This window comes from Gryllotalpicola reticulitermitis, from assembly GCF_042651345.1.
Classification (GTDB): domain Bacteria; phylum Actinomycetota; class Actinomycetes; order Actinomycetales; family Microbacteriaceae; genus Gryllotalpicola; species Gryllotalpicola reticulitermitis.
Genome location: NZ_JBHSCN010000002.1, coordinates 320,153 through 345,863, shown reverse-complemented (window position 1 = coordinate 345,863; position 25,711 = coordinate 320,153). Strand labels below are relative to the sequence as shown.

Sequence of the window (25,711 nt, the reverse complement as noted above, 5' to 3'; positions counted from 1 at the left end):
AGGAGTTCCCATGCCTCTCGTTCGCATCGACGCGCACGACACGCTCGCCGACCAGCGCCCCCAGATCAGCGCCGCGATTCACCGCGGACTCGTCAGCGGCCTGGAGATGACGCCGGACGACCTGTTCCAGATCTTCCGCCTGCACCCTCGCGGCGACCTCTTCTACACGACGACGTTCCCGAACGCCGAGCGCACCGACATCGTGTACATCCAGATCCTGCTGGCGCGGATCTATACGCCGGAGGTCAAGCAGCGAGCCTGCCGCGCGATCGTCGACGAGCTGGCCGCGGTCGGGCTCAAACGCGACAATATCCTCATCGCACTCACCGAGAACGACGGCAGTGACTGGTACGCCCCCGAGAAGGACGAGGCGCCTGTCGCGGCGGGGGTGACCGAATGACTCGGCGCAGCGATTTCCCGTCTGACTTCGCCTGGGGAACGGCGACGGCGTCGTACCAGATCGAGGGCGGCGTCGCCGATGACGGACGCACCCCGAGCATCTGGGACACCTTCACCCACACCCCTGGCACGGTCTCCGACGGGAACGTCGGCGATGTCGCCGACGACAGCTACCACCTGTGGCGCGACGACATCGCGGTGATGCGCGAGCTCGGAGTGAACGCCTACCGGTTCTCGATCTCGTGGTCACGGCTGGTCACGCCGGACGGCGAGCTCAACCCCGCAGGCGTCGAGTACTACCGGACGCTCGCGGCCGAGCTCAACGACCGTGGCATCACGCCGTGGGCGACGCTGTATCACTGGGACCTGCCGCAGTACCTCGAAGACGCGGACGGCTGGCTGAACCGGGCGACCGTCGATGCGTTCGTGCACTACGTCGAGCTCGCCGTGCAGTCGCTCGGCGACGTGATCGATCACTGGATCACCCTCAACGAGCCGTGGTGCTCCGCGTTCCTCGGGTACGCCTCGGGGCATCACGCGCCGGGCAGGCACGTCGGCTCGCAGGCTGCGCACGCCGCGCATCACCTGCTGCTCGGGCACGGTCGCGGGGTGGCCGTGATCCGCAGGCTGCAGCCCGAGGCATCCGTCGGAATCACCTTGAACCTGTACTCCGTGCGGGCTGCGAGCGACTCGGACGCCGACCGCGACGCCGCACGACGCGCGGACGGCCTCCAGAATCGTCTGTTCCTCGAGCCCGTGCTCACCGGCCGCTATCCGGCCGACGTGCTCGCCGACCTCGGCGAGGAGGCCTGGTTCGGCGAGCGCACCGAGGACCTCGCCGAGATCGCGCAGCCGATCGACTTCCTCGGCATCAACTACTACAGCCGGCACACGGCGGCCGCCGGTGAGCGCGACGCCGACACGAGCGCGACGCCGAGCGCCAACCCCGGCAGCGAGTTCGTCCGCTTCATCGACACCGGTGCGACGAAGACGCAGATGGGCTGGGAGATCCACCCCGATGGGCTGATCGACGTGCTCGAGCAGGCGCACGCCTACGCGCCTGAGCTGCCGCTTTACATCACCGAGAACGGGTCGGCGTGGCCCGACGTCGTCCAGCCCGACGGCCGCGTCGACGACCCCGAACGGCAGGAGTATCTCGAGCAGCACGTGGCCGCGTGCGCCGCGGCGATCGGCCGAGGCCTTCCGCTGCGCGGCTATTTCATCTGGACGCTGATCGACAACTTCGAGTGGGCGTGGGGGTTCAGCCGCCGGTTCGGGCTGGCGTACGTCGACTACGCGACGCAGCGGCGCACGGTGAAGTCGAGCGGAACCTGGCTCGCAGGATTCCTCTCCGGCGCTCTCGAGGCGCCCGACGGCGTTCCCGCGCAGGCAGCGCGATGAAGCCCCGTCTGCTCCCCGTCTGGCTGGAGGAGGAGCCGCAGGACTCGTTCCGCAATCAGCTGGCGGCTCTGATCGAGCTGGCGGGCGACGAGGTCGACTGGCTCCCCGCGGCGCGGGTGACGGATGCTGCAGGCATCCGCTGCACGGCCGTCGTGGTGCCCGACATGAGCGGCGTCGCCTACCGGCTGCTCGACTCGTTCGCGCGGATCGAGGCGCCGATCCTCGTGATCAGCACCGAATTCGGCACCGTGTCGATGTGGGACTGGGAGATCCGCGACTTCCTGCGCAGGCGCGGCGTCTCGACGCTGGCGCCGACGTCCCTGACGGAGATGCACGATCTGTTCCGTGCCCTCGCCGCGCGCGAGAGGCTCGAGACCGCGACCATGCTCGCGTATCTCGACGATCTGGGCGGCGGCAAGCAGCCGGACATCTTCAAGCGCTTCTTCTGGTGGGAAGACGAGTGCGTCGACCTGATCAAGCAGCAGTTCGGCACGACCGTCGAGCGGCGCAGCTTCCGCGGGCTCGTGGAGCGCGCGAACGGAATCCCGGAGTCACGGGTGGCCGACGCCGTCGCGGCGGCAGAAGCCGAGTACCCGATCTCGGGCGACGTCGCACGGCGAGCCCGGATGGAGGCGTTGCGGCTCAAGCTCGCCCTCAGCGACGAGCTCGACGAGACGCCGGGTGTGATCGCGGCGGGCATCAACTGCCTCAACGAATCCGCGACGTCGGCCACGACCCCGTGTCTGGCGTGGAGCATGCTGTTCGAGGAGCGCGGGCTCATCTGGGGCTGCGAATCCGATCTCACCTCGATGATGACGAAGTACCTCGTGTGGAACGCGCTTCGCACGCCGGTGATGATGACGAACCTGTACCCGTTCCTGCTCGGCGACGCCGCGCTGAAACACGAGAAGATTCCGTACTTCCCCGCGGCCGACGAGCCGGAGAACCACATCCTCGCGGCGCATTGCGGCTTCTTCGGAATCGTGCCGAAGTCGTGGTCGACCCAGTGGGAGATCAAGCCGCGGGTGCTCGAGATCGTCGACGAGAACGCGCACGCGCTCGACGCGCGCTTCCCCGAAGGCGACCTCACGATCGTGAAGATCACGAGCACCCTCGACGAGCTCACCTTCACCCCGGCGGTGCTCGAGAACTATGAGCAGTACGCGAACTCCGACTGCCTGAACGGCGCCGTGCTGCGCGTCGAGGACGGCTACCGCTACGTCGAGAAGCTGCCGTCTCACCACGCCGTGCTCGCCGTCGGCGATGTCGGCCGTCGACTCGAACTCGTCGGCGACGCTCTGGGCGTCGGAACCACCAGGATCTGACGCGTGCGCGCCGTCGTCTATGACAAGCCCGGCTCGTTCACCGTCGCGGACCGCCCGATGCCGGAACCCGGCCGCGGCGAGGTGCTGCTGCGCGTTCTCGTGGCGGGGGTGTGCGGCACCGACGTGCACCTGCACGACGGCGAGTTCGGCCCGACGTACCCCCTGACTCCCGGTCACGAGTTCGTCGGCGAGGTCGTCGCGCTCGGGCCGGATGTCGCGTCGCCCGCGATCGGCGCGCGCGTCGTCGTCGACAACACCGCCGCCTGCGGTCACTGCGTCGAGTGCCGGCGCGCGCGGCCCAATTTCTGTCGCAACCTGGTCGCTCAGGGCGTGAACGCTCCCGGCGGATTCGCCGAATACCTCACCACCGACGCCGACCGCTGCTTCGACATCGGCGACCTCGACCCGTTCGTCGCCGTGTTCACCGAGCCGACGGCATGCGTCGTGCACGGACTCGACGTGCTCGCCCCGGCACCGGGAGCTCACATCCTGATCTTCGGCGCCGGGCCGACCGGCATCATCCTCGCGCAGCTGCTGGCCCGCACCGGTGCCGGTTCCGTGACGGTCGCCGCGCCGAGCGCCCACAAGCTCGAGCTGATTGCGTCGCGCGGCGCCGACCGCACCGTCAGGGTCGATCGTTCCGATCTTCCCGGCGCGCGAGATGCGTCGCTGGAGGCGCTCTCCCAGGTGACGGGGCGGCAGATCGATCCTGTTGCGGCGGGCGGGCTCGGCGGCGACGGATTCGACATCGTGATCGATGCGTCGGGCTCCGCCGACGTGCTCGAGCTGGCTCCCTCCCTCGTGCGTGTCGGGGGAACGATCTTCGTGTACGGCATGACACGCGAAGGCGCCGTCTGGCCGCTGCGGCCCTACGACGTGTTCCGCCGCGAGCTCACGGTGAAGGGCTCGTTCGCGCAGCAGTTCTCCTTCGATCGGGCACTGGACGCCCTGCGCAGCGGGCGCGTCGACACGACCGGCATGATCACCGACCGCTACGGGCTCGACGACTACGGCGCCGCGCTCGCCGCCGTCGCGAACAGCGCGAGCATCAAGACGGTGCTGGTGCCCGGGGCGTAGCCGGTTCAGAACCGGGCGAGGAGGCGCGCGGGGTTGCGGCGCGTCGCCGCGTCGGTGAGCTCTGGCCCCGCCAAGGTGCGCAGGCGGGGCATTACGCGCTCGCCGACGTACGCGAGACCGGGCATGCCGCCATAGGCGCGGAAGCGGGATCGGCGCGCGACGTCGCCGCCGACGAGCAGGCGATCGGATGCGCCGGCCTCCGCCGCCGCGACGAAGCAATCGATCAGCACCGAGTCGGGCCAGTCCTTGTACCGCCCCCACCCGTCGTAGCCGAGGTACGCGCCGGCGGCGGCGAGTTCGGCGTGCAGCCCCGGATCGGGATTGCGGTCGACGTGGGCGAGCACGACGGCGTCGGCGGGGACGCCCAGCTCATCGAGGAGCCGAAGCACCTCGAATCCCGCGCTGCCCTGCTCGAGGTGCACCATGACCGGCGCGTTGGTGCGCTCGTGCGCGTGCGCCGCGGCAGCAAGGACTACGTGCTCGCGGGGCGTGATCCGCCAGTAGTCGATGCCGGTCTTGATGAGGCCCGCCCGTACCGGCGTGCCGTCGGGCGCGACGGCGCTCTCGGCGGCACCGGCCCGGTCGGTGCCGGGCACGTCGGAGAGGGGAAGCCCGGCGGTCAGCTCGCGCACGAAGCGCTCGGCGAGCGCCTCTTCGGTCATCGTGCCGATCCAGTGGTCCGGCCCATAGTGGTCGTCGCGGTGCACGCCGGTGGCCGCGACGACGCGGAGGCCGGTGGCGGCGGCGACGCGAGCCTGGGCCTCGGGTCGACGTCCGAGCCCGATCGGCGTGGGGTCGACGATGGCGTCGAATCCGCAGGCGCGAAGCTCGCGTGCCTCGAGCTCTGCGGCGGCCTCATCGTCGAGCTCATCGCCCGGCAGCAGGGGCGAGACCTGGAACAGATGCTCGTGATAGTCCGTGACGCCGAGCTCGGCCGCGTCGAGATCGCCGGTCACGGTGCGCACGCGCGCCGCGGCGGAGCTCATCGGACCGCGGCGAACGCGTCCGCGAATCGACGCGCCCGGCGTTCGACCTCGCTCCAGTCGGCGCGTGCGAGGGCCTGGCTCGAGCACAGCGAGCTGCCCGCTCCGACGGCGACGGCGCCCGCGGCGAACCACTCCGGCAGGTTCTCGGCGGTGACGCCGCCCGTCGGGACGAAATCCACCTCGGGAAAGGGCTCGGCGAGCGCCTTGAGCAGCCCCGGCCCCTGAAGCCCGGCCGGGAAGACCTTGATGATGTCCGCGCCGAGGCGGGTCGCGTGCATCACCTCGGTCGGGGTGAGCGCTCCGAGCACGGTGAGCGCACCGGTCGCCTTCATCTCGGCAGCGAGGTGCTCGTCGGTTCCGGGCGAGACGAGGAAGTCGGCGCCTGCGTCGACGGCTGCCGTCGCCTGTCCCGCCTCCCGGATCGTGCCGGCGCCGAGCGCGAGGTCGTCACCGTGGCGGTCGGCGATCGCGGCGATCGCGCGCGCCGCGTCGGGCGTGGTGTACGTGATCTCGATGCCCCGCACCCCGCCTGCGAGCAGCGGCTCGACGACGTCGACCGCAGTCCGCCAGTCGGCGGCGCGGATCACCGCGACCACTCCGACCTCGTGAATGGTCCGCCGCGCGTCTTTCGTGAGTGCCATCGCCGCTCCTCGTGATCGATACGGATGCCTCAGCGCACCGCCGCCGCTGCCGTAGCGGTGAGCGCGTCGAGGAGGTTCTGGGCGGCGTCCCGGGCGGCGCGGCTCACGCTGGCGGCGGTGTAGCCGCCGAGGTGAGGCGTGGCGACGACGCGCTCGTGAGCAAGGAGCGGTGAGAGCGCAGGCGGTTCCGTGTCGAAAGCGTCGACCGAGTAGCTCGACAGAGCGCCGGACTCGAGGGCGGCGAGAACGGCGGCATCGTCGACGAGGGACGAGCGGGCGGTGTTGACGAGGGCCGTGCCGCGAGGCATCCGATCGATCAGCCGCGCGTCGACGAGTGGGCTGCCGTCAGGAAGCGGCGGGCAGTGCAGCGTGATGAGCCGGCAGCGCGACGCGAGCTCGTCGAGTGGCACGAGCTCGGTCACACCCGCGGGCGGATCGCGCACGAACGGATCGTGGCCGAGCACGTGCGCGTCCAGTCCGGCGAAAAGTGCGGCGGTGAGGCGCCCGACCGCGCCGAGCCCGATGATGCCGACGGCGGTGCCCGGCACCTCGGCGCCCAGCTCGCGCTGCCACCGCCCGGCCGCGAGAGCCTGTGATGAGCGGCCGAGGCCGCGCAGCGCGCCGATCCCGAGCGCGAGCGCCAGCTCGGCGACGCCGCGCGCGTTGGCGCCGGGCGCACGGAGGACTCGGATGCCGCGCGCATCGGCCGCGGCCAGATCGATGTTGTCGATGCCGGCCCCGTTCCGGCTGATGGCACGAAGCCCGTCGGCATGCGCCAGCACCTCGGCGGTGATGGGCTCGACACCTGCCAGCCAGCCTTCCGCCCCCGGCAGCAGCTCTGTGAGCTCGGTCGCGCTCGGTGTCGCCCCGGGTGTGGAGCCGATCAGCTCGAAACCCGCGTCGCGAAGTACGGCCAGCTCAGGGACGGTCTCGAGACCCGCTTTGGTCAGTGAGCGCGGCGTCACCAGGATCCGGCGCGCTGTCACCAGTGCCATGCGGGAAACCTCGTCGTCTCGTCGAATGCGGGAACGGCCCCGCCTGCGGATTGATGTAGTAACACTACACCGTGCGTGTATGGTGAGAGCGAGTGGCCGAGTGACTCGTACCCGGCGGCTGTATCGACGAGGGAGTTGAGCAGTGGTGACAGCTTTCGCGGGCCGGCGCATCGCCGTGGTCGGCGCAGCCGGCGGGATCGGGCACGCGATCGCCGCGCGCCTGGCCGCCGACGGGGCGCTGGTTGTCGCCCTCGACAAGCGGATGCCGGGCGAAGATCTCGGAGAGCCGCTGCCTGAGCGCGTCGACGCGCGAACGCTCGACGTGACGAGCGCGGAGTCCGTCGAGCGCACCGTCGCCGAGCTCTACGCCGACGACCCCTCGCCCATCGACCTCGTCAACAGCGCGGGCATCGTGGAGAACGATGTCGCCGCTGAGGAGCTGCCGATCGCCCTCTACGACAGCGTCATGGCGGTCAACCTGCGCGGCGTGTTCCTCACGTGTCAGGCCTTCGGGCGGCGGCTGCTCGACGCAGGCGGCGGCGCGATCGTCAACATCGCCTCCATGTCCGGGAACGCGGTCGTCAACGCGCCGCAGCGGCAGAGCGTCTACAACACGTCCAAGGCGGGGGTCAGCGCTCTGACGCGCTCGCTCGCCGTGGAATGGGGCCCCCGCGGCGTGCGCGTCAACGCCCTCTCGCCCGGTTACGTGGACACCCCGCTCAACGCCCTCAAGCAGCACATGCACGCGGGCTGGCGCGACGGAACCGTGGCCGGTCGCTTCGCGACGGTCGACGAGGTGGCCGGTGCCGTCGCGTACCTGCTCGGCGACGAGGCGGGGTACTTCCACGGAGCCGAGCTGCTGATGGACGGCGGGTATTCGCTGCGATGAGCGGGCTGATCCTCGCCCACGATCTCGGCACCACGGGCGACAAGGCGACGCTCGTCGACGAGACCGGCGAACCCGTCGCGTCGATCACTGCCGCCTACCCGACCGACTTCGGTCCCGGCGGCCTGGCCGAGCAGGATCCGCTCGCCTGGTGGGGCGCTGTGTGCACCGCGAGCGCCGCGCTGCTCGACCGGGTGCCCGGGTCGGCGGCCGACGTTGCCGGAGTGTCATTCTCCGGGCAGATGATGGGCGCGGTGTTCCTCGATTCCGCGGGGGAGCCGCTGCGACCGGCCGTGATCTGGGCAGACACGCGCGCGGTCGCGCAGGCTGCGCACCTCGAGCGGGAGCTCGGCCTCGAGCGCTTCTACCGGATCACGGGGCACCGGCCGAATGCGACGTATTCGCTGCCCAAGGTGATGCGCGTGCGCGACGACGAGCCCGAGGTGTTCGCGCAGGTGCGGCACATCGTGCTCGCGAAGGACTACATCGCGTTCCGGCTGACCGGCGAGCTCGCCTCCGACCCGTCGGATGCGAGCAGCACGAACGCCTTCGACCAGGTCGCGGGCTGCTGGTCCGACGACATCCTCGCCGCCGCCGCGATCCCGTCGGGGCTGTGGCCGCAGGTGGTGCCGTCGACCACAGTCATCGGCGCCGTGACGGCGCAGGCGGCTCGGGCGACGGGGATCCCCCAGGGCACTCCGGTCGTCATGGGCGGCGGCGACGGGCCGATGGCCGCCGTCGGAGCCGGCATCGTGATACCCGAGAGCGGTGCGTACGCCTACCTCGGATCCTCATCGTGGGTCTCGGTCGCTACGAAGGAGCCGCTGTACGACGACGAGTTCCGCACCATGACGTTCACACACGTCGTCCCCGGCGCCTTCGTGCCGACCGCGACGATGCAGGCGGGTGGCGCGTCGCTGCAGTGGATCGTCGATGTCCTGGAGCCGGAGCGTGGCGCGGCGTCCGACCGCTACGCCGAGCTGCTCGCCGACGCGGGGCGGGTGCAGGCATCCGCCGACGGCCTGTTCTTCCTTCCGCATCTGCTGGGCGAGCGCTCGCCGTACTGGAATCCGCGGGCACGCGCGGTGTTCGCCGGGCTCGCGCGTCATCACGGCCGCGAGCACCTGGCGCGCGCGGTGCTCGAGGGGGTCGCGTTCAATCTGCTTACGTCGCTGCAGGCGTTCCGGACCAACGGTGTGAGCGTCGCGCGGATCGACGCGATCGGGGGCGTCGCGGCATCGTCCGTCGCGCTGGCCGTGCTGTCGGACGTGTGGGGCGTTCCGGTCTCGCGCCTCGAGCTCGCGGATGAGGCGACCTCGGTCGGCGCCGCGGTGACCGGAGGGGTGGGCGTCGGGCTCTTCGACGGCTTCGGGCTCGCGGCGGCGCGCGTACGGCGTCGCGAGGAGCAGGCGCCGGACGCCGCGAATCACGCGCGGTACGTCGCGGCGCACGAGCTCTTTCTCGACGCCTACCGCCGGCTCGAGCCGTGGTTCGATCGGCTTCCCTGATTGCATGTAGTGTTACTACACGCGTGTGTTCGGCTGAGGAGGACAAGATGGCAGCAATCGCACAGCCGGTGCAGCTGCGACCCGATGCGGGTTCCGGCGCGCTCGACGGCGGTTCGGAGCGCTACGAGAAGACGCTGCGGGAACTCGCCGGCCTGTATCGTGATGACGCGGCATTCGAGCGCGCGCTCGCATCCGACGACGGGGCACCGGTCTACTGGGTCGAGAGCAGCACCGTCGACCGCGGACCCGGTGCACTCACCGTGGGCGTGAGCACGCTCGAGCCCGGCCGGGTCGGGCGCGAGTATGCGATGACGCGGGGGCACCTGCACGGAAAGGCCGAGCACGCGGAGCTGTACTACGGACTCGCCGGCACCGGAGTCATCCTGATGGACTCCCTCGACGGCGAATCGCGCGCGATCGAGATCACCCCCGGTGTCGCGGTGCACGTGCCGGGCCACTGGGTGCATCGCAGCGTGAACGTCGGCGCAGAGCGTCTCGCGACCCTCTTCTGCTACGGAACGGACGCCGGGCAGGACTATCAGCTCATCGCCGAGGCGGGTGGCATGGCGACGCTCGTCGTCGCCCGCGAGGACGGCGGCTGGACGACTGTTCCGAACCCGGACCATCGCGGCTACCGCGCGGGAGCGGTGCTGTGACCGAGACCGCTCGCCGGCCGGCGCCGAGCTTCACCGCCGCGACCCTGCGACCGGCCGACGAGCCGACCTTCTACTTCATCGGAGTCACGACCGGCAGCTCGTCGATCCAGCGGGTCTTCCCCGCCTGGGCGCACGAGCTCGGTCTGGACGCTCGCCTGCAGGGGATCGACCTGCCCCTTCATGCGGCGGCCGACGACTACCGGCGGGTCGTCGACTTCATCGCGCAGGACGAGCTGAGCCTCGGTGGCCTCGTCACCACTCACAAGATCGACCTGTTTCGCGCCGCTCGCGACCGCTTCGACGTGATCGACGAGCTCGCGCAGCTGATGGGGGAGACGAGCTGCATCTCCAAGCGCGGCGGCCGGCTCATCAGCCACGCGAAGGACCCCATCTCGAGCGGCCGCGCCCTCGATGCGTTCGTGCCCGCCGGCCATTGGGCGCGGACCGGCGCGGACGTGGTCAGCATGGGTGCCGGGGGGTCGACGCTGGCGATCAGCTGGTACCTGTCGCGGCCGGAGCGCGGCGCCGATCGGCCGCGACGCATTGTGATCACGAACCGCTCGCAGCCGCGGCTGGAGCACGCAGCATCCGTCACCGCCCGATTCGCGACCGACACCCCCTTCGATTTCGTCCTCGCCCCGGACGCTCGCGACAATGACGAGGTGATCGCCGCTGCCCCTCCCGGCTCGCTCGTCGTCAACGCGACCGGGCTCGGGAAGGACGCGCCCGGCTCGCCCGTCACTGACGCGGCGTCGTGGCCGCAGGGGGGCCTCGCCTGGGACCTCAACTATCGGGGCGACCTCGTCTTCCTCGATCAGGCACGTCGGCAGCCCGGTCTCGCCGTCGAGGACGGCTGGACGTACTTCCTGCACGGCTGGACGGCCGTCATCGCCGAGGTGTTCGACGTGGAGCTGCCTTCAGCGGGGCCCGATTTCGAGACGCTCTCGCGGCTTGCGCAGGAGGCGAGGTGACTGAGGCAGAGCTTCTCGAGACGCAGGGCACGCTGCTCGAGACCATCGCGGGCCACCTCGACACCCTGCGGGCTTCCGAGCGCAAGGTCGCCGATGTGATTCTGAGCGACCCTGTGGGTGCGGTCGACTTCAACATGGCGGGGCTGGCGGAAGCCGCGGGAGTGAGCGAGCCGACCGTGATGCGCTTCTGCAGCGGCATCGGATTCGACGGCTTCCGTGCCTTCAAGATCGCCCTCGCGCAGGCCGTCGCCATCGGCATCCCTGTCGCGTATTCGGCGATCGGGCACGGCGACGACACGGCGACGGTCGTCGACAAGGTGTTCACCCACACGATCAGCAGCATCGACCGCGCGCGCCGGCATCTCGATCTCGACGCGGTTCGCGCCGCGACCGAGCTGATCGTCGATGCGAGCTCCCTGCTCTTCGTCGGATTCGGCGCGAGCGGCATCATCGCGCAGGACGCGCAGCAGAAATTCCCGCTGTTCGGCGTGCCGTGCGAGGCGCCGGCCGACTACCACCAGCAGTTCATCGCGGCGTCCATGAGCACGCCCCACACCGTCACCGTCGCGATCTCGAACACCGCCGGAACGCACGAGACGGTGCGCGTCGCGCAGGCCGCGCGGGCCGCCGGCGGCAAGGTGATCGCGCTCACGGGCGACGAGGGTCCGCTGTCAGCGGTCGCCGACGTCGAACTGCGGATCGCGACCTTCGAGGACACCGACTTCTATACGCCGACGGTGAGCAGACTGGCGGGTCTCGTCGTGGTCGATGTGCTGGCCACGAGCGTGCTGCTCGCCCGGCCGCAGTCGCAGGTCGAGCGCATCCGCGCCATGAAGGCCGCACTGGCCCACATGCGCTCCGAGCCCTAGGCGCGGTCAGATCGCCGACGGCTGCGAGATGACGGCCACGCGGGCGCCCGCGGGGCGGCTGCTCTTGCGCGCTCGGAAGGGCGTCAGCTGGCGATGCAGCACGACGCTCGCCGCCCCCAGCGCGGCGGCCTCGATGCCGACCGCCGACAGGCGTGTCTCGACCGGGTGGACCTCGCGAGCGAAGGCGTGGCCGAGGGCCTCCCGCAGGACGTCGAGGTAGAGCTCGGCGGCGTCGGCGAAACCCGGGCCGCCGAGGTACACGGCATCGAGGTCGAGCAGGTTGACCATCGAGACGAGGGCTGCCGCCAGTGCGCGGGCCGAATCGAGGATCAGCGTGCGGCAGCGCTCGTCGCCCGCGACCGCGCCTCGCGCGATCGCCGCGAAGTCCTCGCGGACGTTCGTCTCGTCGTCGAGCGTCTCGCGGACGCCGATGTCGCGGATCAGCTCGGGGTCGGCGCGAGCCCGCCGCACGACCGCGAGAGGCGCCGCGAGGGGCTCGAGGCACCCTCGGCGCCCGCAGAAGCACACGGGGCCGTTGATATCGACGGTCATGTGACCCAGCTCGCCGACGTTGCCGGAGGCCCCGCGGTACAGTGCTCCGTCGATGACGATTCCGCAGCCGATGCCGTTGGCCATGTAGAGCACGGCGAAGTCCTGGGTCGCCGGCATCCGGCTCGACCAGAACTCGCCGAGCGCCGCACTGTTGGCGTCGTTCTCGAGCAGCACACGCATTCCGGTCGCGTCATGGAGCGCCGCGTCGATGGCGAAGTCCTCCCAGTCCTCAGCTACGCGAGAGCGGCGCAGCACGCCGCCGTCGGCATCGAGCCGACCGGCCGCCGCGACCCCGATTCCCAGCACGTCGGACGGCGCGAGCTTCGCGCGCCGCATGAGCTTCTGGATGTCGCTCGCGATGCGCTTGATCACGAGCGGCGGGGGAGTCTTCCCGTAGCCCTCTGCCGTCATGTGATGCACCGCGGTGCCGCTCATGTCGGCGATGACGTAGACGATCGTCCGCGCGTCGAGCAGGACCCCGATGGCGTACCTGGCCGAGATGTTGAGCGACAGCAGAATCGGCCGCTTTCCGCCCGTCGAGTCGGCGAACCCCGCCTCGACCACGAGTTGGGCGTCGAGAAGCGCCTTCACGATCTTCGAGATCGTCGCCTCGGTGAGTCCCGACAGCACCGCGAGCTCGCTGCGGCTCACCGTGCCGCTGGATCGGATCAGGTCCAGGACCGCGCTGCGCGTCTCGGCTGATGAACGGCCTTTCAGTTGTGCCACCTCCGAGTCGATGAGTGGAATGAGTGCGAGAGCGCGTCCGCCCGCTTCGAACCTAGTTCACGCGCCCCACGGCTCGTCTCCCACGGCGGCCGGGCGCCCCGTTCGGGCCGACTCGCCGATCGCCAGCCCGAGGTGACGGTCGTGCGCGGCCGCCGCGAGCGGGTAGGGCTCGGGGCCGCGGTCGTGGGCCCAGTCACCGGCCCCGACCAGGAGCGCGGCGACGGCGATTTCGTCGTCCGAAAGCCGCGCACCTTCGAACTCGTTGCGGTAAGGGAGCTTGCCGTCGAGGCTCACCTGTGTCGTGTCGAACCCCTCGAAGTTCATGCCGAGGCCAGACACGCCGCGGTCGAGGTGCGACACGGTCGGGGTGACCGCGTCAGACATCCGTACGACGATGTCGTCGTGGATCTCGCCCGCGCTGCCGCGGACGGTGAGGTGATCGGGGCGCACCGGGTTCCACCACTGGTTGCTGGTGAAGTCGTACACCCCGAAGAGGCGGTCGCCGAAGTCGATCGTCGCGAGTGTCGTCGTGGCCGGTTTGGGGGTGAGGTCGTGCGTCCACCCCGACGGGGTGATCGGGTCGATCAGCGGCGCGGTGGCCGCGAACGACTGCACTGTCGCGCGACCGATGCCGACGTCGAGGAACGCGCGGATCAGAGCGACGGCGTGGTACTGATGCGTCGAGCTCACGTGCACCGACGTCGGCGTTCCGATCACCCCGTCGCGCACGAGCCCGAGCCGCGCCGCGTGCAGCGGGAACAGCGGGTACTGCTCGGCGACCTGCACGAGGTGACGTGCCCCCACGTCGGCCCACAGCGAGTGGAGGCCGTCGAGGTCGGGTGCGGGCGGCGTCTCGGCGACGACACGGATGCCTCGCTCCACCAGTTCCCGGACGAGCCCGGGCGTCACGGCCCACGGTACGGCGATCACGACGAAGTCCGGCCGCTCGCGGCTGAGGAGCTCCTCCAGCGTTCGCGCGACTGGCGCGTCCCAATCGCGAGCCACTCGCTCGGCCGAGGCGTCGCTATGGGCGAGCACCCCGGTGAGTGTCAGTCGATCGGGCAGCAGATAGGCGAGACGGATGAAGATGTCGGCGCGCCACCCGGTGCCGATGACCGCGAAGCGCGCGGCCTCGGCCGCCGCCGGCCGCTTGCTGGTGGCGGCGGCAGGGGTGAGGGCTCGGGTGATGGCGCGCATCGTCAGTCTTCCGTGACCGGCGTGAGCTGGAAGTTGCGCCAGCGCACGACTGCGTCCGTGCCCCATCGGTCGCGTCCCATGCGCGGGTCGTTGTCGTGCACCTCGAGCGCGATGTGGCCCTCGCGACCGAGCAGTTCGGCGACGGCCTCGCGGTCGTAGTTCGGATGCCTGATCGCCGCGGTGTCGAGCTCGTAGAGCTTGACACCGTTGACCCACGTCGTGAGCACCGGGTACTTCCCGACGCAGCGGACGCGGAATTCGTTGAAGTCGTTCCAGCGCCAGGCGCGCTGGAACTCGTCGGCGGACGCCGCGTAGCTGAGAAGCGCCGTCTTCTCGGCGGTGACGGGTTCGAGGGTCGTCGCAGGGTCCTCAGCGATGAGCCCGACGGGTGCACCCTGCGCGTCGCGCTCGACATCGACGTTGTGGGCGAGCGCATGGAAGCCGCCGATGCCGTTGCCGTAGAAGCCGCCGATGCCGCCGGAGCGACGGTGGTCGATGAGGATCTGGAACCCGCGCAGGCCGTCGTCCGTGGTGCGAACGAGGATGCCCGTATCCGCTGGCCAGTCGGGCTTCACCTCGAAGCTCAGTTCGAAATCGCCATAGCTCGCGTCGGTGACGAGGTACGCGCCGAGGCCGCTCCCCGGCGGCTCCTGGCCACCGACGATGGCGTCGTCTTCGATGTACCAGCGGCCGTGCGATGCGGCGGCGCGACGGTACGAGTCGCTCGAGGTGTCAGGCCCCGGGCGCCCGGGAGCGACGGGAACGGGCAGACGCGGCGTGGCGTGCCAGCCGGTCAGGGTGGCGCCGTCGAAGAGCGTCGTCGTCATCTTCTGCCGCCTGCCCGCCGTCAGCTGAGGGCGTCGAGTTCGATGTCGCTGAATCGTGCGGTCTCGATGACGTCGTCGACGTGGGAGCACACGGCGAGACCGAGGTAGTAGGTCCCGCTCAGCGGCAGCTGCACCGCGTGGCTCTCGTCGCCGGCCGCGGTCTCGACCCGGTCGCCGACCTTGCGCAGAGTGAGGCGCGTCGGCGCGTTCACGGAGAAGCGGATCTCCTCGGTCATCGCGCCGGACTCGCTCCGGTACTGCAGGCTCGTGAGGCCGTCGCCGTGCAGTGCGATTCCGGCGTACACTGCCTCGGCGCCGAGGTCCTGACGGACGAGCAGAACGGCCTTGCGGTGTGCGTTCACGCCCTCGCCGTCGAAGTGCGCGGTGGCGTCGAGGCTCCAGTCGCCGTCGACTTCCTTCCATACGAAGTGGAACTCGTCGCGGTCGAGCCACATGTTGTGGCCCGCGCCGGTGATGACGAGATCGCCCGCATCGGTGTGGGCGGATCCCGGAAGCTGCGGCTCACCGACATCGCCGTCCTGATCGAAGGCGCTGAGTCGACTGGAGTCTGTGGTGGTGCTCATGTCGCCAACTTACTTACCTTGGGAAAGGAAGGCAATGATCGACGCGCTCATTGCGAGCGCGTTCGGCGCACTCGCTAGCGGTAGTTGCTCGGTCGCGGATTCTCACCGTTGAGGTAGTAGCGCCCGACCTCGTTGAGCTTGTAGGCGATGGGGTCGTGCAGGCTGAGGGTGCGGGCGTTGCGCCAGAAGCGGTCGAGTCCGTATTTACTGGCTGCCGAGCGCGCCCCCGTCAGGTCGTAGATGCCGGTCGTGACCGTGAGCGCGGTCTTCGTGGCGATGATCTTGGCGCTCGCGATGGTCTCGGCGACCTGCGCGCGCTCGTCCGCGGTGACGGAGGTTCCGCGATCGTGCAGCCACTGGAGGCGCTGTTCGCTGCGCTCGACGAGGGCGGAGACGGATTGTGCGGCGGCGACGTACTCGCCGTAGCCGTTCAGGATGAAGGGCTCCTCGCCGATCTCCGAGACAGTCGAGTGCGACCAGGGGACCGAGCGTTCCCGGGTGAAGTCGCGGGCCTCGATGAGCGCGCCCTCGGTGATGCCGAGGTGGATGACGCCGAACAGGAACTGGAAGTTCAGCACGCCGACCGACGCGAACGGCTCCTGCAGCTCGGTGACGGGGCCGAGCTCGGCGATGAGATCGGTCTCTGGCACGGTCACATCGACGAAGCTGAGCGTCGGGCTCGCCGAGAGGCGCTGACCGAGCATGTCCCACTCGCTGCCGATCGTGAGACCGGGGGCGTGGGGATCGACGGCGACAACATTGAGCCGGCCCGTGGACGTCTCGATGACCTGGGTGAAGAGGCGCTGAGCGACGGGGGAGCCGGTGGCGAAGCCGACGGTGCCATTGAGGATGAGATTCGACCCGTCGCGTCGCAGCTGGATCGCGCCGCCGACGCGGGGGCTGCCGGGGCTCGCCCACAGCCAGTTCTGCTCGGCGGTCGAGGCGAGCAGGCGCCGTGTCGTCGCACTGTCGTAATGGGCGAGAATGCGTGTCCACCCGTAGTGGTAGCCGAGGATGTGCGCGATGCCCGAGTCCACGCGGGCGATGCGGCGCGTCACCTGGGCGGCGAGGGCGAAGGGCAGCCCGGCGCCGCCCGCCGCGGCCGGCAGCGCGACGCCGAGCAGTCCGCGCGATCGCAGCAGCTCGATCTCCCTGCTCGGGAAGTCGTTGGCGGCGTCTCGCTCCACCGCATCGGAGCGCAGGATCTCGGCGACCTCATCGGCGGTGCGCAGCCAGTCGTCCCAGTCGGCGGGCAGATGCAGTGAGGGGTCGCCGATCAGATCAAGATCGGTCACTTCCCCAACGATAGGGCGAAGCCGTGGTCGAGAGCTGCGGCGCGTCGCCTTGTGTCTCGTGCCAGTGCCCGCAGACATAGGATGTCTGCGGGTCGCCGCGTCGGTGGCCTGTGCCGTTGCGAGGAGGATGGATGCCCTCACTGACCGATGACGCCATCGCGCGGATCCGCGCGATGATCCTGTCCGGCCAGCTCCAGCCCGGTCAGCGTCTTCCGCCGGAGAAGCCGCTGAGCGAGGCGCTGGGACTCTCGCGCAACAGCCTGCGCGAGGCGGTGAAGGCACTCGAGCTCATCCGAGTCCTCGACGTCAGACGCGGCGACGGCACGTATGTCACGAGTCTCGAGCCTGCCCTCCTGCTCGAGGCAGTGTCGTTCGTGACCGATCTCCATCACGACCGTTCGCTGTACGAGCTGCTCGAAGTGCGACGCATCCTCGAGCCGGCCTCCGCCCTGATCGCGACGGCGCGGGCGAGCGATGCGGAGATCGAGGGGCTCGCGGCGCGTGCGGGCGCGGCCAGCGAGCAGACCGGCGTCGAGGACCTCGTGGCCGCAGACCTCGACTTCCACGCGGCGATCGCCCGACTCGCCGGCAACGAGTACCTGCTGGGGCTCATCGAGGCGCTGTCGAGCAAGACCGTGCGGGTGCGGGTGTGGCGCGCGCTGACGCAGGACGGCGCCGCGCGCCGCACGCTCGACGAGCATGCGGCGATCGTCGACGCGATCCGGCAGCGCGACCCGCAGCTGGCCCACGCGCGCGTTCTCGCGCATATCGACGGCGTCGAGCAGTGGGTGCGGCGCGTGGACCAGCAGAGCGCCGAATAGACGGATGCCGGGGCGGCCGGCTCAGCCCGCGACGGGCTGCGCCCAGTAGGCGCCGCCCGGGAATTCGTAGGTGGCCACGGATTCCTCGTGCATGCGCGCGCTGTAGCCGGGAGCGGTCGGCAGCGTGTAGCGACCGCCCTCGACGATGCACGGATCGGTGAAGTGCTCGTGCAGGTGATCGACGAACTCGGTCACGCGGTTCTCGAGCGTGCCGGACACGGCGACGTAATCGAAGATCGACAGGTGCTGCACGAGTTCGCACAGGCCGACGCCGCCGGCGTGCGGGCAGACGGGCACCCCGAACTTCTTGGCCATCAGGTAGACGGCGAGGATCTCGTTGATGCTGGCGAGGCGGGCGGAGTCCAGCTGGCAGAAGTCGATCGCCTCGGCCTGGAACAGCTGCTTGAACAGCACGCGATTCATGCCGTGCTCGCCGGTCGCGACGCCGATGGGGGCGACGGCCTTGCGAATGGCCGCGTGGCCGAGAATGTCGTCGGGGCTCGTGGGCTCCTCGATCCAGTGGGGCTTGAACTCGGCGAGTCGCGCCATCCACTCGATCGCCTCGGGCACGTCCCACACCTGATTCGCGTCGATCATGAGCTGCGCATCCCAGCCGATGACCTCGCGGGCGATGCGTAGGCGACGGATGTCGTCGTCGAGGTCGGCTCCGACCTTGAGCTTCACGTGGCGGTAGCCCTGGTCCACGGCTTCGGTGAGCAAGCGGCGCAGCTTCTCGTCGGAGTAGCCGAGCCAGCCGGCCGAGGTCGTGTAGCAGGGGTAGCCGCCGCTCGTCTCGAGCTCGGCGATGCGCTCGGCGCGAGTCGGCCAGCCCTCGGCGAGCAGGTCGATCGCCTCCTGCCGGGTGAGCACGTCGCTGAGATAGCGCAGGTCGGTCACGTCCACGAGCTCTTCGGGGGTCATGTCCGCGAGCAGCCGCCACAGGGGCTTGCCCGCGCGGCGGGCGGCCATGTCCCAGAGGGCGTTCATGACGGCGGCCATGCCGAGGTGCTCGACGCCTTTCTCGGGGCCGAGCCAGCGCAACTGGGAGTCGGAGGCGAGTTCCCGGTAGGTGGCGCCGAGGTCGTCGAGCAACTCGTCGGTGTCGCGGCCGATGAGCGGCAGCGCCCGCTGCCGGGCGGCTTCGGCGCACAGGTCGTTGCCACGGCCGATCGTGAAGGTGAAGCCGTAGCCGGCGAGCTCGCCATCGGTCTCGAGCACGACGTAGGCGGCCGAGTAGTCGGTGACCTTGTTCATGGCGTCGGAGCCGTCGGCGGTGAGGGACGTCGGGAAGCGCACGTCATGCGTGCGCACGCCCGTAATGGTTGTCATGGGGTGTCGTCTCCTATTTTTCGGCCGGCCGCAGCCGCAGCGCCTGCATGCCGCCGTCGACGGCGAGCTCGATGCCCGTCGTCGAGCCGGCGAACGGGCTCGCCAGGTACGCGACCGCCTCGGCGATCTCGTCAGGACTGACCAGGCGGCCATGCGGCTGGCGTGCCTCGAGCGCCGCGCGCTCGGCGGCGGGGTCGGCTGCCGATGCGAGCAGCCGCCCGATCCACGGCGTGTCCGCGGTGCCCGGGTTGACGGCATTGACGCGGATGCCCTCGCGCAGGTGGTCGGCGGCCATGGCGCGGGTGAGCGCAGCGACCGCGCCCTTCGTCGCCGAGTACAGGGCGCGCTCCGGCATGCCCGCGGTGGCGGCGCTCGAGCAGGTGTTCACGATCGCGGCGTGATCGGACGACCGCAGCAGCGGCAGCGCCGCACGTGAGACGCGCACGGCGCCGAGCACGTTCACGTCGAACACATGGTGCCACTGGGCATCGTCGTTCGCCTCGATGGTGCCCTGGGCGCCGATGCCGGCGTTGTTCACCACGATGTCGATACCGCCGAGCTGAGTCGCGGCATCCGTCACCGCCTGTCGCACCGACGCATCGTCGCTCACGTCGCACGCGATCGCGACCGCTCCGTCGGGCGCGCCATCGGGCGAGAGGTCCAGCACCGCGACGGAGGCGCCGCGCTCGAGCAGCGTGCGCGCGATCGCTGCGCCGATGCCGGAGCCGCCGCCCGTGACGATCGCCTTGAGGCCGCTGAACCCGCTGCTCGTCATCGTGCCGCCGCCACGAACTCCTGGCGCTGCGCACCGAGTCCGGCGATGTCCAGCTCGACCGTGTCGCCTGCTCGCAGGAACGGGAACCGGCCGGACAGCGCGACGCCCTCGGGGGTGCCGGTGAGGATGAGGTCGCCCGGCTCGAGTGCCAGGTACTGGCTGAGCTGCCAGATGATCGTGGCGACGTCGAACACCATGTCCGACGTGTTCGAGTCCTGGCGGGGCTCGCCGTTGACGAAGCTGCGCAGCCGCAGCTGCTGGTGATCGACCTCGTCCGGCGTCACCAGCCACGGCCCGATCGGGCAGAACCCCGGGGCCGACTTGCCCTTCGACCACTGGCCGCCGGACACCTCGAGCTGCCAGGTGCGCTCTGAGAGATCGTTAGCGAGCACGAAGCCCGCGACGTGGTCGAGAGCCGCTTCCGGCGAGTCGAGGTAGAGCGCACGGCTGCCGATGACGACCCCGAGCTCGACCTCCCAATCGGTTTTCTCGCTGTCGCGCGGGATCTCGACCGGGTCGTTCGGGCCGACGACCGTGTTCGGAGTCTTCATGAAGAGGATCGGCACGCTCGGCGGCTGCGAGCCCGATTCCGCAGCGTGAGCCGCATAGTTCATGCCGATGCACAGGACGGCGCCCGGGCGCGCGATCGGTGCGCCGACGCGCAGGCCGTCGGCGCCGTCGACCGGCGTGAGCTCGCCCGCGGCGAGCGCGGCGGCGGCGCGTGCCGGACCGTCGCCGGCGAGGAACGCACCGTCGATGTCGCCGGTCACCGGCCTCAGGTCGTAGCTCACTCCGTTGTCGATCAGAACGGGCATCTCGTGCTCGGGCGAACCGAGGCGCGCAAACTTCATTGTCTCTCCCACAGGGGTCTAGGCGTCGCAAACATCCTATGTGTGACTCGCCTGCCGCCACAGCACCCCGGGAGCCGTTCGACAGGTGAACGCTGAGAAACGCCTCGCCCAGACGATGGGGACGCCCGGCACTTCGGCGTAGAGTCCGAATGAACACTTGTCTGTGCGCTCGAGGGGCTCGCCATGATCCTGACCCAGTACTACACAGGCTGTCTCTCGCAGGCGGCGTACCTCATCGGCGACGAGCAGTCGCGCCGCGCGGTGATCGTCGATCCGCTGCGCGATATCGAGCAGTACGTGACGGATGCCGCGAACCGCGGCCTCTCCATCGTGGGCGTCATCCTCACTCACTTCCACGCCGACTTCGTGGCGGGTCACCTTGAGCTCGCGGCGGCGACCGGCGCGTGGATCGCGCTCGGGGACCGCGCGCGCCCCGAGTTCGATGCGCGGCTGCTCGGCGACGGCGAGCGCATCGTCCTGGGCGACCCGAGCTCCGGCGGGGCCGACGGCGTCGTCGTCGAGGTGATGACGACCCCAGGTCACACGCCCGAGTCGATCAGCCTGCTGGTCTTCGAGCACGGGTCGGACTCGGCGCCCGCGGGTGTCCTCACCGGCGATGCCCTCTTCGTCGGCGATGTCGGCCGTGTCGACCTTCAGGCGAGCTTCGGTGCCGATCCGGCGCAGCTCGCGGTGATGCAGCACGACACGATCCAGCGCAAGCTGATGGGCCTGCCGGACGACGTCGAGGTGTGGCCCGCGCATGGCGCGGGAAGCGCGTGCGGACGCAGCATCGGGCTCGAGCGGTCGTCGACGATCGGCGCGGAGCGGCGCGACAATCCGGCCTGCCGGCCGATGGCCGTCGACGAGTTCGTCGACTATCTCACCGCGGGGCAGGCTGTTCCGCCGGCATATTTCGAGGAGGACGCCGGGCTCAACCGCCGCAGGCATCCGCTCTTCACCGCCGCCGCGGCGCGCCGCCGGCTCTCGCTCGACGAGCTCGACGCCCACCTCGCCGCCGGGGGAGTCGTGCTCGACGCTCGGCACCAGGACGAGTTCGCCCTCGGCCACCTGCCCGGCTCGCTCGGAGTGCCGCTCGTTGGCCGCTTCGCCGAGACGGCCGGAATGTTCCTCGACCTGGGGGCGCCGATCGTGATCGTGGTGTCCGAGCCGGGCACCGAGGTCGAGGCTGTGTCGCGCCTCGGCCGCATCGGCGCAGACAGCGTGGTCGGCATCGTCGACGGTGTGGGCGTCGGGGCGCTGGCAGCGGCCGGACGGCTGGTCCCGTCGCTGCGCGCGAGCGCCGACGAGGTGGATCGGATGCGAGACAGTGCGCCGGCCCCGTTCATCATCGACGTGCGCAGCGCCGTCGAATACGAGAGCGGCTCGGTGCCGGGTGCGATGAACATTCCGCTTCCGCAGCTCGCGCGCCGGATCGGCGAAGTGCCGGGCGACCGTCCCGTCGTCGTGTACTGCCAGAGCGGCTGGCGGTCATCGGTCGCCGGATCGTGGCTGCGCGGGCACGGCGTCCCCGCGATCGAACTCGCGGGCGGCATGGACGCGTGGCAGCGTCACCTGAACGACGCGGTCCCCGCGTAGCGAGACGCAGGACCTGCCGCCCGGCGCAGGCACTGAGCGGCAGGGTCGCGGGTCGAGCCCGGCGCGTCAAGCCCCTGGAAGCCAGGAGCCTCAGCGCCGAAGCTAGGACCATGCGTAAGTTCTTCACCTTCCTTGTGCTCGGGATCATCGCCTTCGTCGCGTACACGTACGGCGCCAAGGCCGGCCGCGGTCGCTACCGCGAGATTCAGGCCGGGCTGGACGCGCTGTGGAACGACCCACGCGTCAAGAAGGCGCGCAAGCAGGCCGTGCGGCGTGCCGAGAAGGCGGCGAAGCGGGCGGGCAACAGGGCCGCGCGGGCCCTGTAGCCCTCCGTCTCAGCGCTGCACGAGCGGCGAGAGAGCCTCGCCGAGTGCGGTCACGACACCGGGCACGTGGCCGTTGGACGGTGCGTTGACGACGATGCCCTCGACGCCCGCGCCCAGCACATCGTTGGCGATCCGTTCGGCGACCACATCGGCCGTGCCGATGAAGGCGCGGTTGCGGCGGTCCTCCGGCAGTTCCGCGAGCAGGGCGTCGGTTTCGGCCCGGTTCTCGGTGAGCACCACGCTGGCGAGGTAGCTCGTCTTGAGGGTGGCGGGGTCGCGATCGATCTCCTCCGCCCGCTGACGCAGCACCTGAACCTTGTGCGGCAGGTCCTCGATGGCGGCGATGATGTTCATGTGGTCGGCGAAGCGGGCCGCGAGGCGGAACGTCTTCCGCTCGCCTTGACCGCCGAGCATGATCGGGACGGCGTCGCGGAAGCGCGGCACGTTCATCGCGCCGTGCGCCCGGTACCACTTGCCGGTGAACTCGGGGCGCTCGTCGCGCAGCATCGGGTGGATGATCTGCAGCGCCTCGTCGAGCTTCTCGAAGCGCTCGGTGAAGGTGTCGAAATCGAAGCCGAGCTGCTCGTGCTCGAGCTCGAACCAGCCGGCGCCGAGGCCGAGGATCGCGCGGCCGTGGCTGATCACGTCGAGCGTGCTGACCGTCTTGGCGAGCAGCGTGGGGTTGCGGTAGGTGTTGCCGGTCACGAGGGTCGACAGCTGGATCGTGCTGGTCGACGCGGCGAGGGCGGCGAGAGTGGAGTACGCCTCCATCATGGGCTGGTCCGGGGTGCCGAGACCGGGCAGCTGGTAGAAGTGGTCCATCACGAGGACGGTGTCGAAGCCGCTGGCCTCGGCCTCGCGCGCTTGGGCTTGAACGGTGTCGAAGAGGGTCTCGACGCCACCGGGGTAGGTGAAGTTGGGGATCTGGTAACCGAGGGAGATCGTCACTATCCCGACGCTACGCCGATCATTCCGCGGAGCCCAGTGCTGCGGCCTCGTACGCCTTCGCGGGGATCTGCGTGGCGAGCTTTCCGCCGCTGATGTCGATGAGTGCGCCGGTCAGGTACGCCGCCGCGTCGGAGGCGAGGAACACGAGCAGCTTCGCGACGTCGTCGGGCGCCTCCCACCGGCGCAGCGTGAGCGTGTCGAGCAGCCGCTCCTGCGCGGCGGGCGCCATGTCGGCGAATCCGTTGATGCCGGTCGGCACCATGCCGGGCGCGTAGCAGTTCACCGTCACGCCCCACGGCCCCAGCTCGCCGGCGAGCACGCGGGTGAGCTGCACGACGGCGGCCTTCGACGCGGCATAGGCGGCGCCGCCGAACGCGGGCACGATCGCGGCGAAGCTCGCCGCGTTGATGATGCGCCCCGAGCGCTGCGCCTTCATGATCGGTGCGACCGCCTGCGCCATGAGGAAGGTGCCGGTGACGTTCACGTCCATCACCGCACGGAACCGCTCGGCCGAGATCTGCTCGAACGGTGCGTCGACGTTGATGCCGGCGTTGTTCACGAGCACGTCGACCCGGCCGAAGCGTGCGACGATCTGCTCGATGACGGCGGCGGTGGACGAAGCATCCGTCACGTCGCATTCGAGCGGAAGCAGGCGATCGGATGCATCGAGCCCTGCGTCCGCGTCGAACGACCGGTCGAGCGCCGCCACGCGCGCGCCCTCGGCTATGAAGGCCTCTGCGATGCCGCGGCCGATTCCGCGTGCGGCCCCGGTGATGATGACGACACGATCGGTGAGATCGAGCTGCATTGCCCCTCCCAGCTTGCTTCCGGTTCTGCGACCAATTTGCTTCCTCCTGCGCGACTTGGTGCCGCGCCGGCCCGCAGCGCAGGCCGTGAAACCGCTGAGCCCGGTTGATTGCCAGGTGTCTGACGGTTTCGATTCATCGATTCTGGATACCTTGGGGGCAAGCGATCGGCGGCTTGCCTTTTGTGCCCATACGGTCGTGAGGCCGCGAACGGACGGGGGCCTGCGTGGCCACATCCATTTCCAGCACTGAGCTGCTCTCGGGTCGTCTCGGTGCAATCCGCACTACGTCGCGCCCCGACGGTTCGACGCGACCGGGCGATCCCGTGTCGTACACCGTCGTGTCACGTCGCGTGAAGGCCGAGGGGCTGCTGGCGCGTGCTCCGGGCTTCTATCTGCTGGTCGGCATCGGGCTCGCACTCGCGACGGCCGCCGACATCGTCGGCATGGTGCTGCTCGGCCACAGCTGGTATCAGCTGATCCTCGCCGGCGTGCTCGGCCTCATCCTGACGCAGGTCGCCTTCCTCTCGCACGAGGCGGCGCACCGCCAGGTCCTCTCCTCCGGCCCGGCGAACGACCGCCTCGGCCGCTTCCTCGGCACTTTCGTGATCGGCATGAGCTACGCCTGGTGGGTCAACAAGCACACCAGGCACCACGCCAACCCGAACAAGATCGGTGACGACCCCGACATCGCGTTCGACACGATCTCCTTCACCGAAGAAGATGCGTCGAAGCAGACCGGCGTGATGGCGTGGATCACCCGCCGCCAGGGCTACCTCTTCTTCCCGCTGCTCACCTTCGAGGGCGTCAACCTGCACTGGACATCGTTCAAGCTGCTCTTCGGCCGCGATCACGTGAAGCACCGCAGCACCGAGATCACGCTCGTCGCCGCGCGCTTCGCGATCTACCTCGGCCTGCTGTTCTGGCTGCTTCCGCCCGGCATCGCGGGCGCCTTCCTCGGCGTGCAGCTCGCTGTCTTCGGCATCTACATGGGCGCCTCGTTCGCGCCGAACCACAAGGGCATGCCGATCATCCCGGCGAACGTGAAGCTCGACTTCTTCAGCAAGCAGGTGCGCACCTCCCGCAACGTCACCGGCGGCTGGTGGGCGACCACCCTGTTCGGCGGCCTCAACTACCAGGTCGAGCACCACCTCTTCCCGAGCATGGCGCGCCCCCATCTGGCCCAGGCGCGCACGATCGTGCGCGAGCACTGCGCCGAGACGGGCGTGCCCTACACCGAGGCGACCCTCGTCCAGTCGTACGCGATCGTGATCGCCTACCTCAACAAGGTCGGGCTGCAGGCACGCGACCCGTTCCTGTGCCCGGTCGTCACCCAGTACCGCAGCGCGTGAGCCGGCACCGCCC

General features: G+C 70.0%; 26 protein-coding genes. 13 read left to right on the top strand and 13 right to left on the bottom strand.

Annotation, left to right across the window (positions count from 1 at the left end; all coding sequences use genetic code 11):
• The first annotated feature begins 10 nt into the window (after window positions 1–10).
• The 4 genes from ACFOYW_RS02070 to ACFOYW_RS02055 are packed head-to-tail and all read left to right on the top strand — an operon-like array spanning window position 11 to window position 4,202.
• Window positions 11–400 (top strand): tautomerase family protein, encoded by a 390-nt coding sequence (locus ACFOYW_RS02070; protein ID WP_390226941.1) that lies wholly within the window; start codon window positions 11–13, stop codon window positions 398–400.
• Window positions 397–1,800 (top strand): GH1 family beta-glucosidase, encoded by a 1,404-nt coding sequence (locus ACFOYW_RS02065; RefSeq protein ID WP_390226940.1) that lies wholly within the window; start codon window positions 397–399, stop codon window positions 1,798–1,800. The genes ACFOYW_RS02070 and ACFOYW_RS02065 overlap by 4 nt, the downstream gene beginning before the upstream one ends.
• On the top strand, window positions 1,797–3,125 hold the full coding sequence (locus tag ACFOYW_RS02060; protein WP_390226939.1) for a hypothetical protein: 1,329 nt from the start codon (window positions 1,797–1,799) through the stop codon (window positions 3,123–3,125). Before ACFOYW_RS02065 ends, ACFOYW_RS02060 begins: the two co-directional genes overlap by 4 nt.
• A 3-nt stretch (window positions 3,126–3,128) precedes the next feature.
• The gene (locus tag ACFOYW_RS02055) at window positions 3,129–4,202 is read left to right on the top strand and encodes a zinc-dependent alcohol dehydrogenase family protein (protein WP_390226938.1); all 1,074 of its coding nucleotides are present in this window, start codon (window positions 3,129–3,131) and stop codon (window positions 4,200–4,202) included.
• 5 nt (window positions 4,203–4,207) lie between these two features.
• On the opposite strand, the gene ACFOYW_RS02050 is transcribed toward ACFOYW_RS02055, so the two are convergent.
• The 3 genes from ACFOYW_RS02050 to ACFOYW_RS02040 are packed head-to-tail and all read right to left on the bottom strand — an operon-like array spanning window position 4,208 to window position 6,824.
• Entirely contained in the window at window positions 4,208–5,188 is a 981-nt protein-coding gene (locus ACFOYW_RS02050; RefSeq protein ID WP_390226937.1) for a phosphotriesterase family protein, read from the bottom strand.
• Window positions 5,185–5,829, bottom strand: a complete 645-nt coding sequence (locus tag ACFOYW_RS02045; RefSeq protein WP_390226936.1) for a bifunctional 4-hydroxy-2-oxoglutarate aldolase/2-dehydro-3-deoxy-phosphogluconate aldolase — start codon at window positions 5,827–5,829, stop codon at window positions 5,185–5,187. Before ACFOYW_RS02045 ends, ACFOYW_RS02050 begins: the two co-directional genes overlap by 4 nt.
• Before the next feature lie 29 nt (window positions 5,830–5,858).
• On the bottom strand, window positions 5,859–6,824 hold the full coding sequence (locus tag ACFOYW_RS02040; protein WP_390226935.1) for an NAD(P)-dependent oxidoreductase: 966 nt from the start codon (window positions 6,822–6,824) through the stop codon (window positions 5,859–5,861).
• Window positions 6,825–6,969: 145 nt separating this feature from the next.
• Between ACFOYW_RS02040 and ACFOYW_RS02035 the strand changes: the two genes are divergently transcribed.
• From ACFOYW_RS02035 to ACFOYW_RS02015, 5 genes are read left to right on the top strand one after another with little or no spacing between them, the layout of a single operon-like run.
• On the top strand, window positions 6,970–7,713 hold the full coding sequence (locus tag ACFOYW_RS02035) for an SDR family NAD(P)-dependent oxidoreductase (RefSeq protein ID WP_390226934.1): 744 nt from the start codon (window positions 6,970–6,972) through the stop codon (window positions 7,711–7,713).
• A complete protein-coding gene (gene xylB / locus ACFOYW_RS02030; protein ID WP_390226933.1) occupies window positions 7,710–9,218 on the top strand; it encodes a xylulokinase in 1,509 nt (502 codons plus the stop codon). The genes ACFOYW_RS02035 and xylB overlap by 4 nt, the downstream gene beginning before the upstream one ends.
• A gap of 47 nt (window positions 9,219–9,265) precedes the next feature.
• Window positions 9,266–9,874 carry a glucose-6-phosphate isomerase family protein gene (locus ACFOYW_RS02025; RefSeq protein ID WP_390226932.1) on the top strand — a complete coding sequence of 203 codons (609 nt, stop codon included), beginning with the start codon at window positions 9,266–9,268 and terminating at the stop codon, window positions 9,872–9,874.
• Window positions 9,871–10,845, top strand: a complete 975-nt coding sequence (locus tag ACFOYW_RS02020; protein WP_390226930.1) for a shikimate dehydrogenase family protein — start codon at window positions 9,871–9,873, stop codon at window positions 10,843–10,845. Before ACFOYW_RS02025 ends, ACFOYW_RS02020 begins: the two co-directional genes overlap by 4 nt.
• On the top strand, window positions 10,842–11,714 hold the full coding sequence (locus ACFOYW_RS02015; protein WP_390226929.1) for a MurR/RpiR family transcriptional regulator: 873 nt from the start codon (window positions 10,842–10,844) through the stop codon (window positions 11,712–11,714). Before ACFOYW_RS02020 ends, ACFOYW_RS02015 begins: the two co-directional genes overlap by 4 nt.
• A 6-nt stretch (window positions 11,715–11,720) precedes the next feature.
• Here ACFOYW_RS02015 and ACFOYW_RS02010 read toward each other — a convergent pair whose 3' ends face one another.
• The 5 genes from ACFOYW_RS02010 to ACFOYW_RS01990 all read right to left on the bottom strand — a co-directional run bounded on the left by ACFOYW_RS02010 (window position 11,721) and on the right by ACFOYW_RS01990 (window position 16,895).
• Window positions 11,721–12,992 (bottom strand): ROK family transcriptional regulator, encoded by a 1,272-nt coding sequence (locus tag ACFOYW_RS02010; protein WP_390226928.1) that lies wholly within the window; start codon window positions 12,990–12,992, stop codon window positions 11,721–11,723.
• A 57-nt stretch (window positions 12,993–13,049) separates the two neighbouring features.
• Window positions 13,050–14,189 (bottom strand): Gfo/Idh/MocA family protein, encoded by a 1,140-nt coding sequence (locus ACFOYW_RS02005; RefSeq protein WP_390226926.1) that lies wholly within the window; start codon window positions 14,187–14,189, stop codon window positions 13,050–13,052.
• Window positions 14,190–14,191: 2 nt separating this feature from the next.
• Window positions 14,192–15,016, bottom strand: a complete 825-nt coding sequence (locus ACFOYW_RS02000; protein ID WP_390226925.1) for a 3-keto-disaccharide hydrolase — start codon at window positions 15,014–15,016, stop codon at window positions 14,192–14,194.
• Window positions 15,017–15,036: 20 nt separating this feature from the next.
• Window positions 15,037–15,600, bottom strand: a complete 564-nt coding sequence (locus tag ACFOYW_RS01995; protein ID WP_390226924.1) for a hypothetical protein — start codon at window positions 15,598–15,600, stop codon at window positions 15,037–15,039.
• Between the two features lie 74 nt (window positions 15,601–15,674).
• Entirely contained in the window at window positions 15,675–16,895 is a 1,221-nt protein-coding gene (locus tag ACFOYW_RS01990) for an acyl-CoA dehydrogenase family protein (protein WP_390226923.1), read from the bottom strand.
• 131 nt (window positions 16,896–17,026) lie between these two features.
• Between ACFOYW_RS01990 and ACFOYW_RS01985 the strand changes: the two genes are divergently transcribed.
• Window positions 17,027–17,716 carry a FadR/GntR family transcriptional regulator gene (locus tag ACFOYW_RS01985; RefSeq protein WP_390226922.1) on the top strand — a complete coding sequence of 230 codons (690 nt, stop codon included), beginning with the start codon at window positions 17,027–17,029 and terminating at the stop codon, window positions 17,714–17,716.
• 21 nt (window positions 17,717–17,737) lie between these two features.
• On the opposite strand, the gene ACFOYW_RS01980 is transcribed toward ACFOYW_RS01985, so the two are convergent.
• Genes ACFOYW_RS01980 through ACFOYW_RS01970 form a run of 3 tightly spaced genes read right to left on the bottom strand, consistent with a single transcriptional unit; the run spans window position 17,738 to window position 20,671 of the window.
• Window positions 17,738–19,045, bottom strand: a complete 1,308-nt coding sequence (locus tag ACFOYW_RS01980; RefSeq protein WP_390226921.1) for an L-fuconate dehydratase — start codon at window positions 19,043–19,045, stop codon at window positions 17,738–17,740.
• A gap of 13 nt (window positions 19,046–19,058) precedes the next feature.
• A complete protein-coding gene (locus tag ACFOYW_RS01975) occupies window positions 19,059–19,820 on the bottom strand; it encodes an SDR family NAD(P)-dependent oxidoreductase (protein WP_390226919.1) in 762 nt (253 codons plus the stop codon).
• Complete coding sequence (locus tag ACFOYW_RS01970; RefSeq protein WP_390226918.1) at window positions 19,817–20,671, bottom strand: fumarylacetoacetate hydrolase family protein; 855 nt, start codon at window positions 20,669–20,671, stop codon at window positions 19,817–19,819. Before ACFOYW_RS01970 ends, ACFOYW_RS01975 begins: the two co-directional genes overlap by 4 nt.
• A gap of 183 nt (window positions 20,672–20,854) precedes the next feature.
• Between ACFOYW_RS01970 and ACFOYW_RS01965 the strand changes: the two genes are divergently transcribed.
• Window positions 20,855–22,267 (top strand): MBL fold metallo-hydrolase, encoded by a 1,413-nt coding sequence (locus ACFOYW_RS01965; RefSeq protein ID WP_390226916.1) that lies wholly within the window; start codon window positions 20,855–20,857, stop codon window positions 22,265–22,267.
• Window positions 22,268–22,377: 110 nt separating this feature from the next.
• Window positions 22,378–22,593, top strand: a complete 216-nt coding sequence (locus ACFOYW_RS01960; protein ID WP_390226915.1) for a hypothetical protein — start codon at window positions 22,378–22,380, stop codon at window positions 22,591–22,593.
• A 9-nt stretch (window positions 22,594–22,602) separates the two neighbouring features.
• Here the strand turns inward: ACFOYW_RS01960 and ACFOYW_RS01955 are convergent, their stop codons facing one another.
• Both ACFOYW_RS01955 and ACFOYW_RS01950 read right to left on the bottom strand, forming a co-directional pair.
• Window positions 22,603–23,541, bottom strand: a complete 939-nt coding sequence (locus ACFOYW_RS01955) for an LLM class F420-dependent oxidoreductase (protein WP_390226914.1) — start codon at window positions 23,539–23,541, stop codon at window positions 22,603–22,605.
• Between the two features lie 19 nt (window positions 23,542–23,560).
• On the bottom strand, window positions 23,561–24,349 hold the full coding sequence (locus ACFOYW_RS01950; protein WP_390226913.1) for an SDR family NAD(P)-dependent oxidoreductase: 789 nt from the start codon (window positions 24,347–24,349) through the stop codon (window positions 23,561–23,563).
• 224 nt (window positions 24,350–24,573) lie between these two features.
• Here ACFOYW_RS01950 and ACFOYW_RS01945 point away from each other — a divergent pair, with 224 nt between their 5' ends.
• Window positions 24,574–25,698: a fatty acid desaturase family protein gene (locus tag ACFOYW_RS01945; RefSeq protein WP_390226912.1), complete on the top strand. Its 1,125-nt coding sequence runs from the start codon at window positions 24,574–24,576 to the stop codon at window positions 25,696–25,698.
• Window positions 25,699–25,711 lie beyond the last annotated feature (13 nt).

Excerpts from the sequence above, each read along its gene's own strand:
- ACFOYW_RS02070 (WP_390226941.1), top strand. The coding sequence starts at position 11 with ATGCCTCTCGTTCGCATCGACGCGCACGACACGCTCGCCGACCAGCGC.
- ACFOYW_RS02065 (WP_390226940.1), top strand. The coding sequence starts at position 397 with ATGACTCGGCGCAGCGATTTCCCGTCTGACTTCGCCTGGGGAACGGCG.
- ACFOYW_RS02060 (WP_390226939.1), top strand. The coding sequence starts at position 1,797 with ATGAAGCCCCGTCTGCTCCCCGTCTGGCTGGAGGAGGAGCCGCAGGAC.
- ACFOYW_RS02050 (WP_390226937.1), bottom strand. The coding sequence starts at position 5,188 with ATGAGCTCCGCCGCGGCGCGCGTGCGCACCGTGACCGGCGATCTCGAC.
- ACFOYW_RS02045 (WP_390226936.1), bottom strand. The coding sequence starts at position 5,829 with ATGGCACTCACGAAAGACGCGCGGCGGACCATTCACGAGGTCGGAGTG.
- ACFOYW_RS02040 (WP_390226935.1), bottom strand. The coding sequence starts at position 6,824 with ATGGCACTGGTGACAGCGCGCCGGATCCTGGTGACGCCGCGCTCACTG.
- xylB (WP_390226933.1), top strand. The coding sequence starts at position 7,710 with ATGAGCGGGCTGATCCTCGCCCACGATCTCGGCACCACGGGCGACAAG.
- ACFOYW_RS02025 (WP_390226932.1), top strand. The coding sequence starts at position 9,266 with ATGGCAGCAATCGCACAGCCGGTGCAGCTGCGACCCGATGCGGGTTCC.
- ACFOYW_RS02005 (WP_390226926.1), bottom strand. The coding sequence starts at position 14,189 with ATGCGCGCCATCACCCGAGCCCTCACCCCTGCCGCCGCCACCAGCAAG.
- ACFOYW_RS02000 (WP_390226925.1), bottom strand. The coding sequence starts at position 15,016 with ATGACGACGACGCTCTTCGACGGCGCCACCCTGACCGGCTGGCACGCC.
- ACFOYW_RS01995 (WP_390226924.1), bottom strand. The coding sequence starts at position 15,600 with ATGAGCACCACCACAGACTCCAGTCGACTCAGCGCCTTCGATCAGGAC.
- ACFOYW_RS01985 (WP_390226922.1), top strand. The coding sequence starts at position 17,027 with ATGCCCTCACTGACCGATGACGCCATCGCGCGGATCCGCGCGATGATC.
- ACFOYW_RS01980 (WP_390226921.1), bottom strand. The coding sequence starts at position 19,045 with ATGACAACCATTACGGGCGTGCGCACGCATGACGTGCGCTTCCCGACG.
- ACFOYW_RS01975 (WP_390226919.1), bottom strand. The coding sequence starts at position 19,820 with ATGACGAGCAGCGGGTTCAGCGGCCTCAAGGCGATCGTCACGGGCGGC.
- ACFOYW_RS01970 (WP_390226918.1), bottom strand. The coding sequence starts at position 20,671 with ATGAAGTTTGCGCGCCTCGGTTCGCCCGAGCACGAGATGCCCGTTCTG.
- ACFOYW_RS01965 (WP_390226916.1), top strand. The coding sequence starts at position 20,855 with ATGATCCTGACCCAGTACTACACAGGCTGTCTCTCGCAGGCGGCGTAC.
- ACFOYW_RS01960 (WP_390226915.1), top strand. The coding sequence starts at position 22,378 with ATGCGTAAGTTCTTCACCTTCCTTGTGCTCGGGATCATCGCCTTCGTC.
- ACFOYW_RS01950 (WP_390226913.1), bottom strand. The coding sequence starts at position 24,349 with ATGCAGCTCGATCTCACCGATCGTGTCGTCATCATCACCGGGGCCGCA.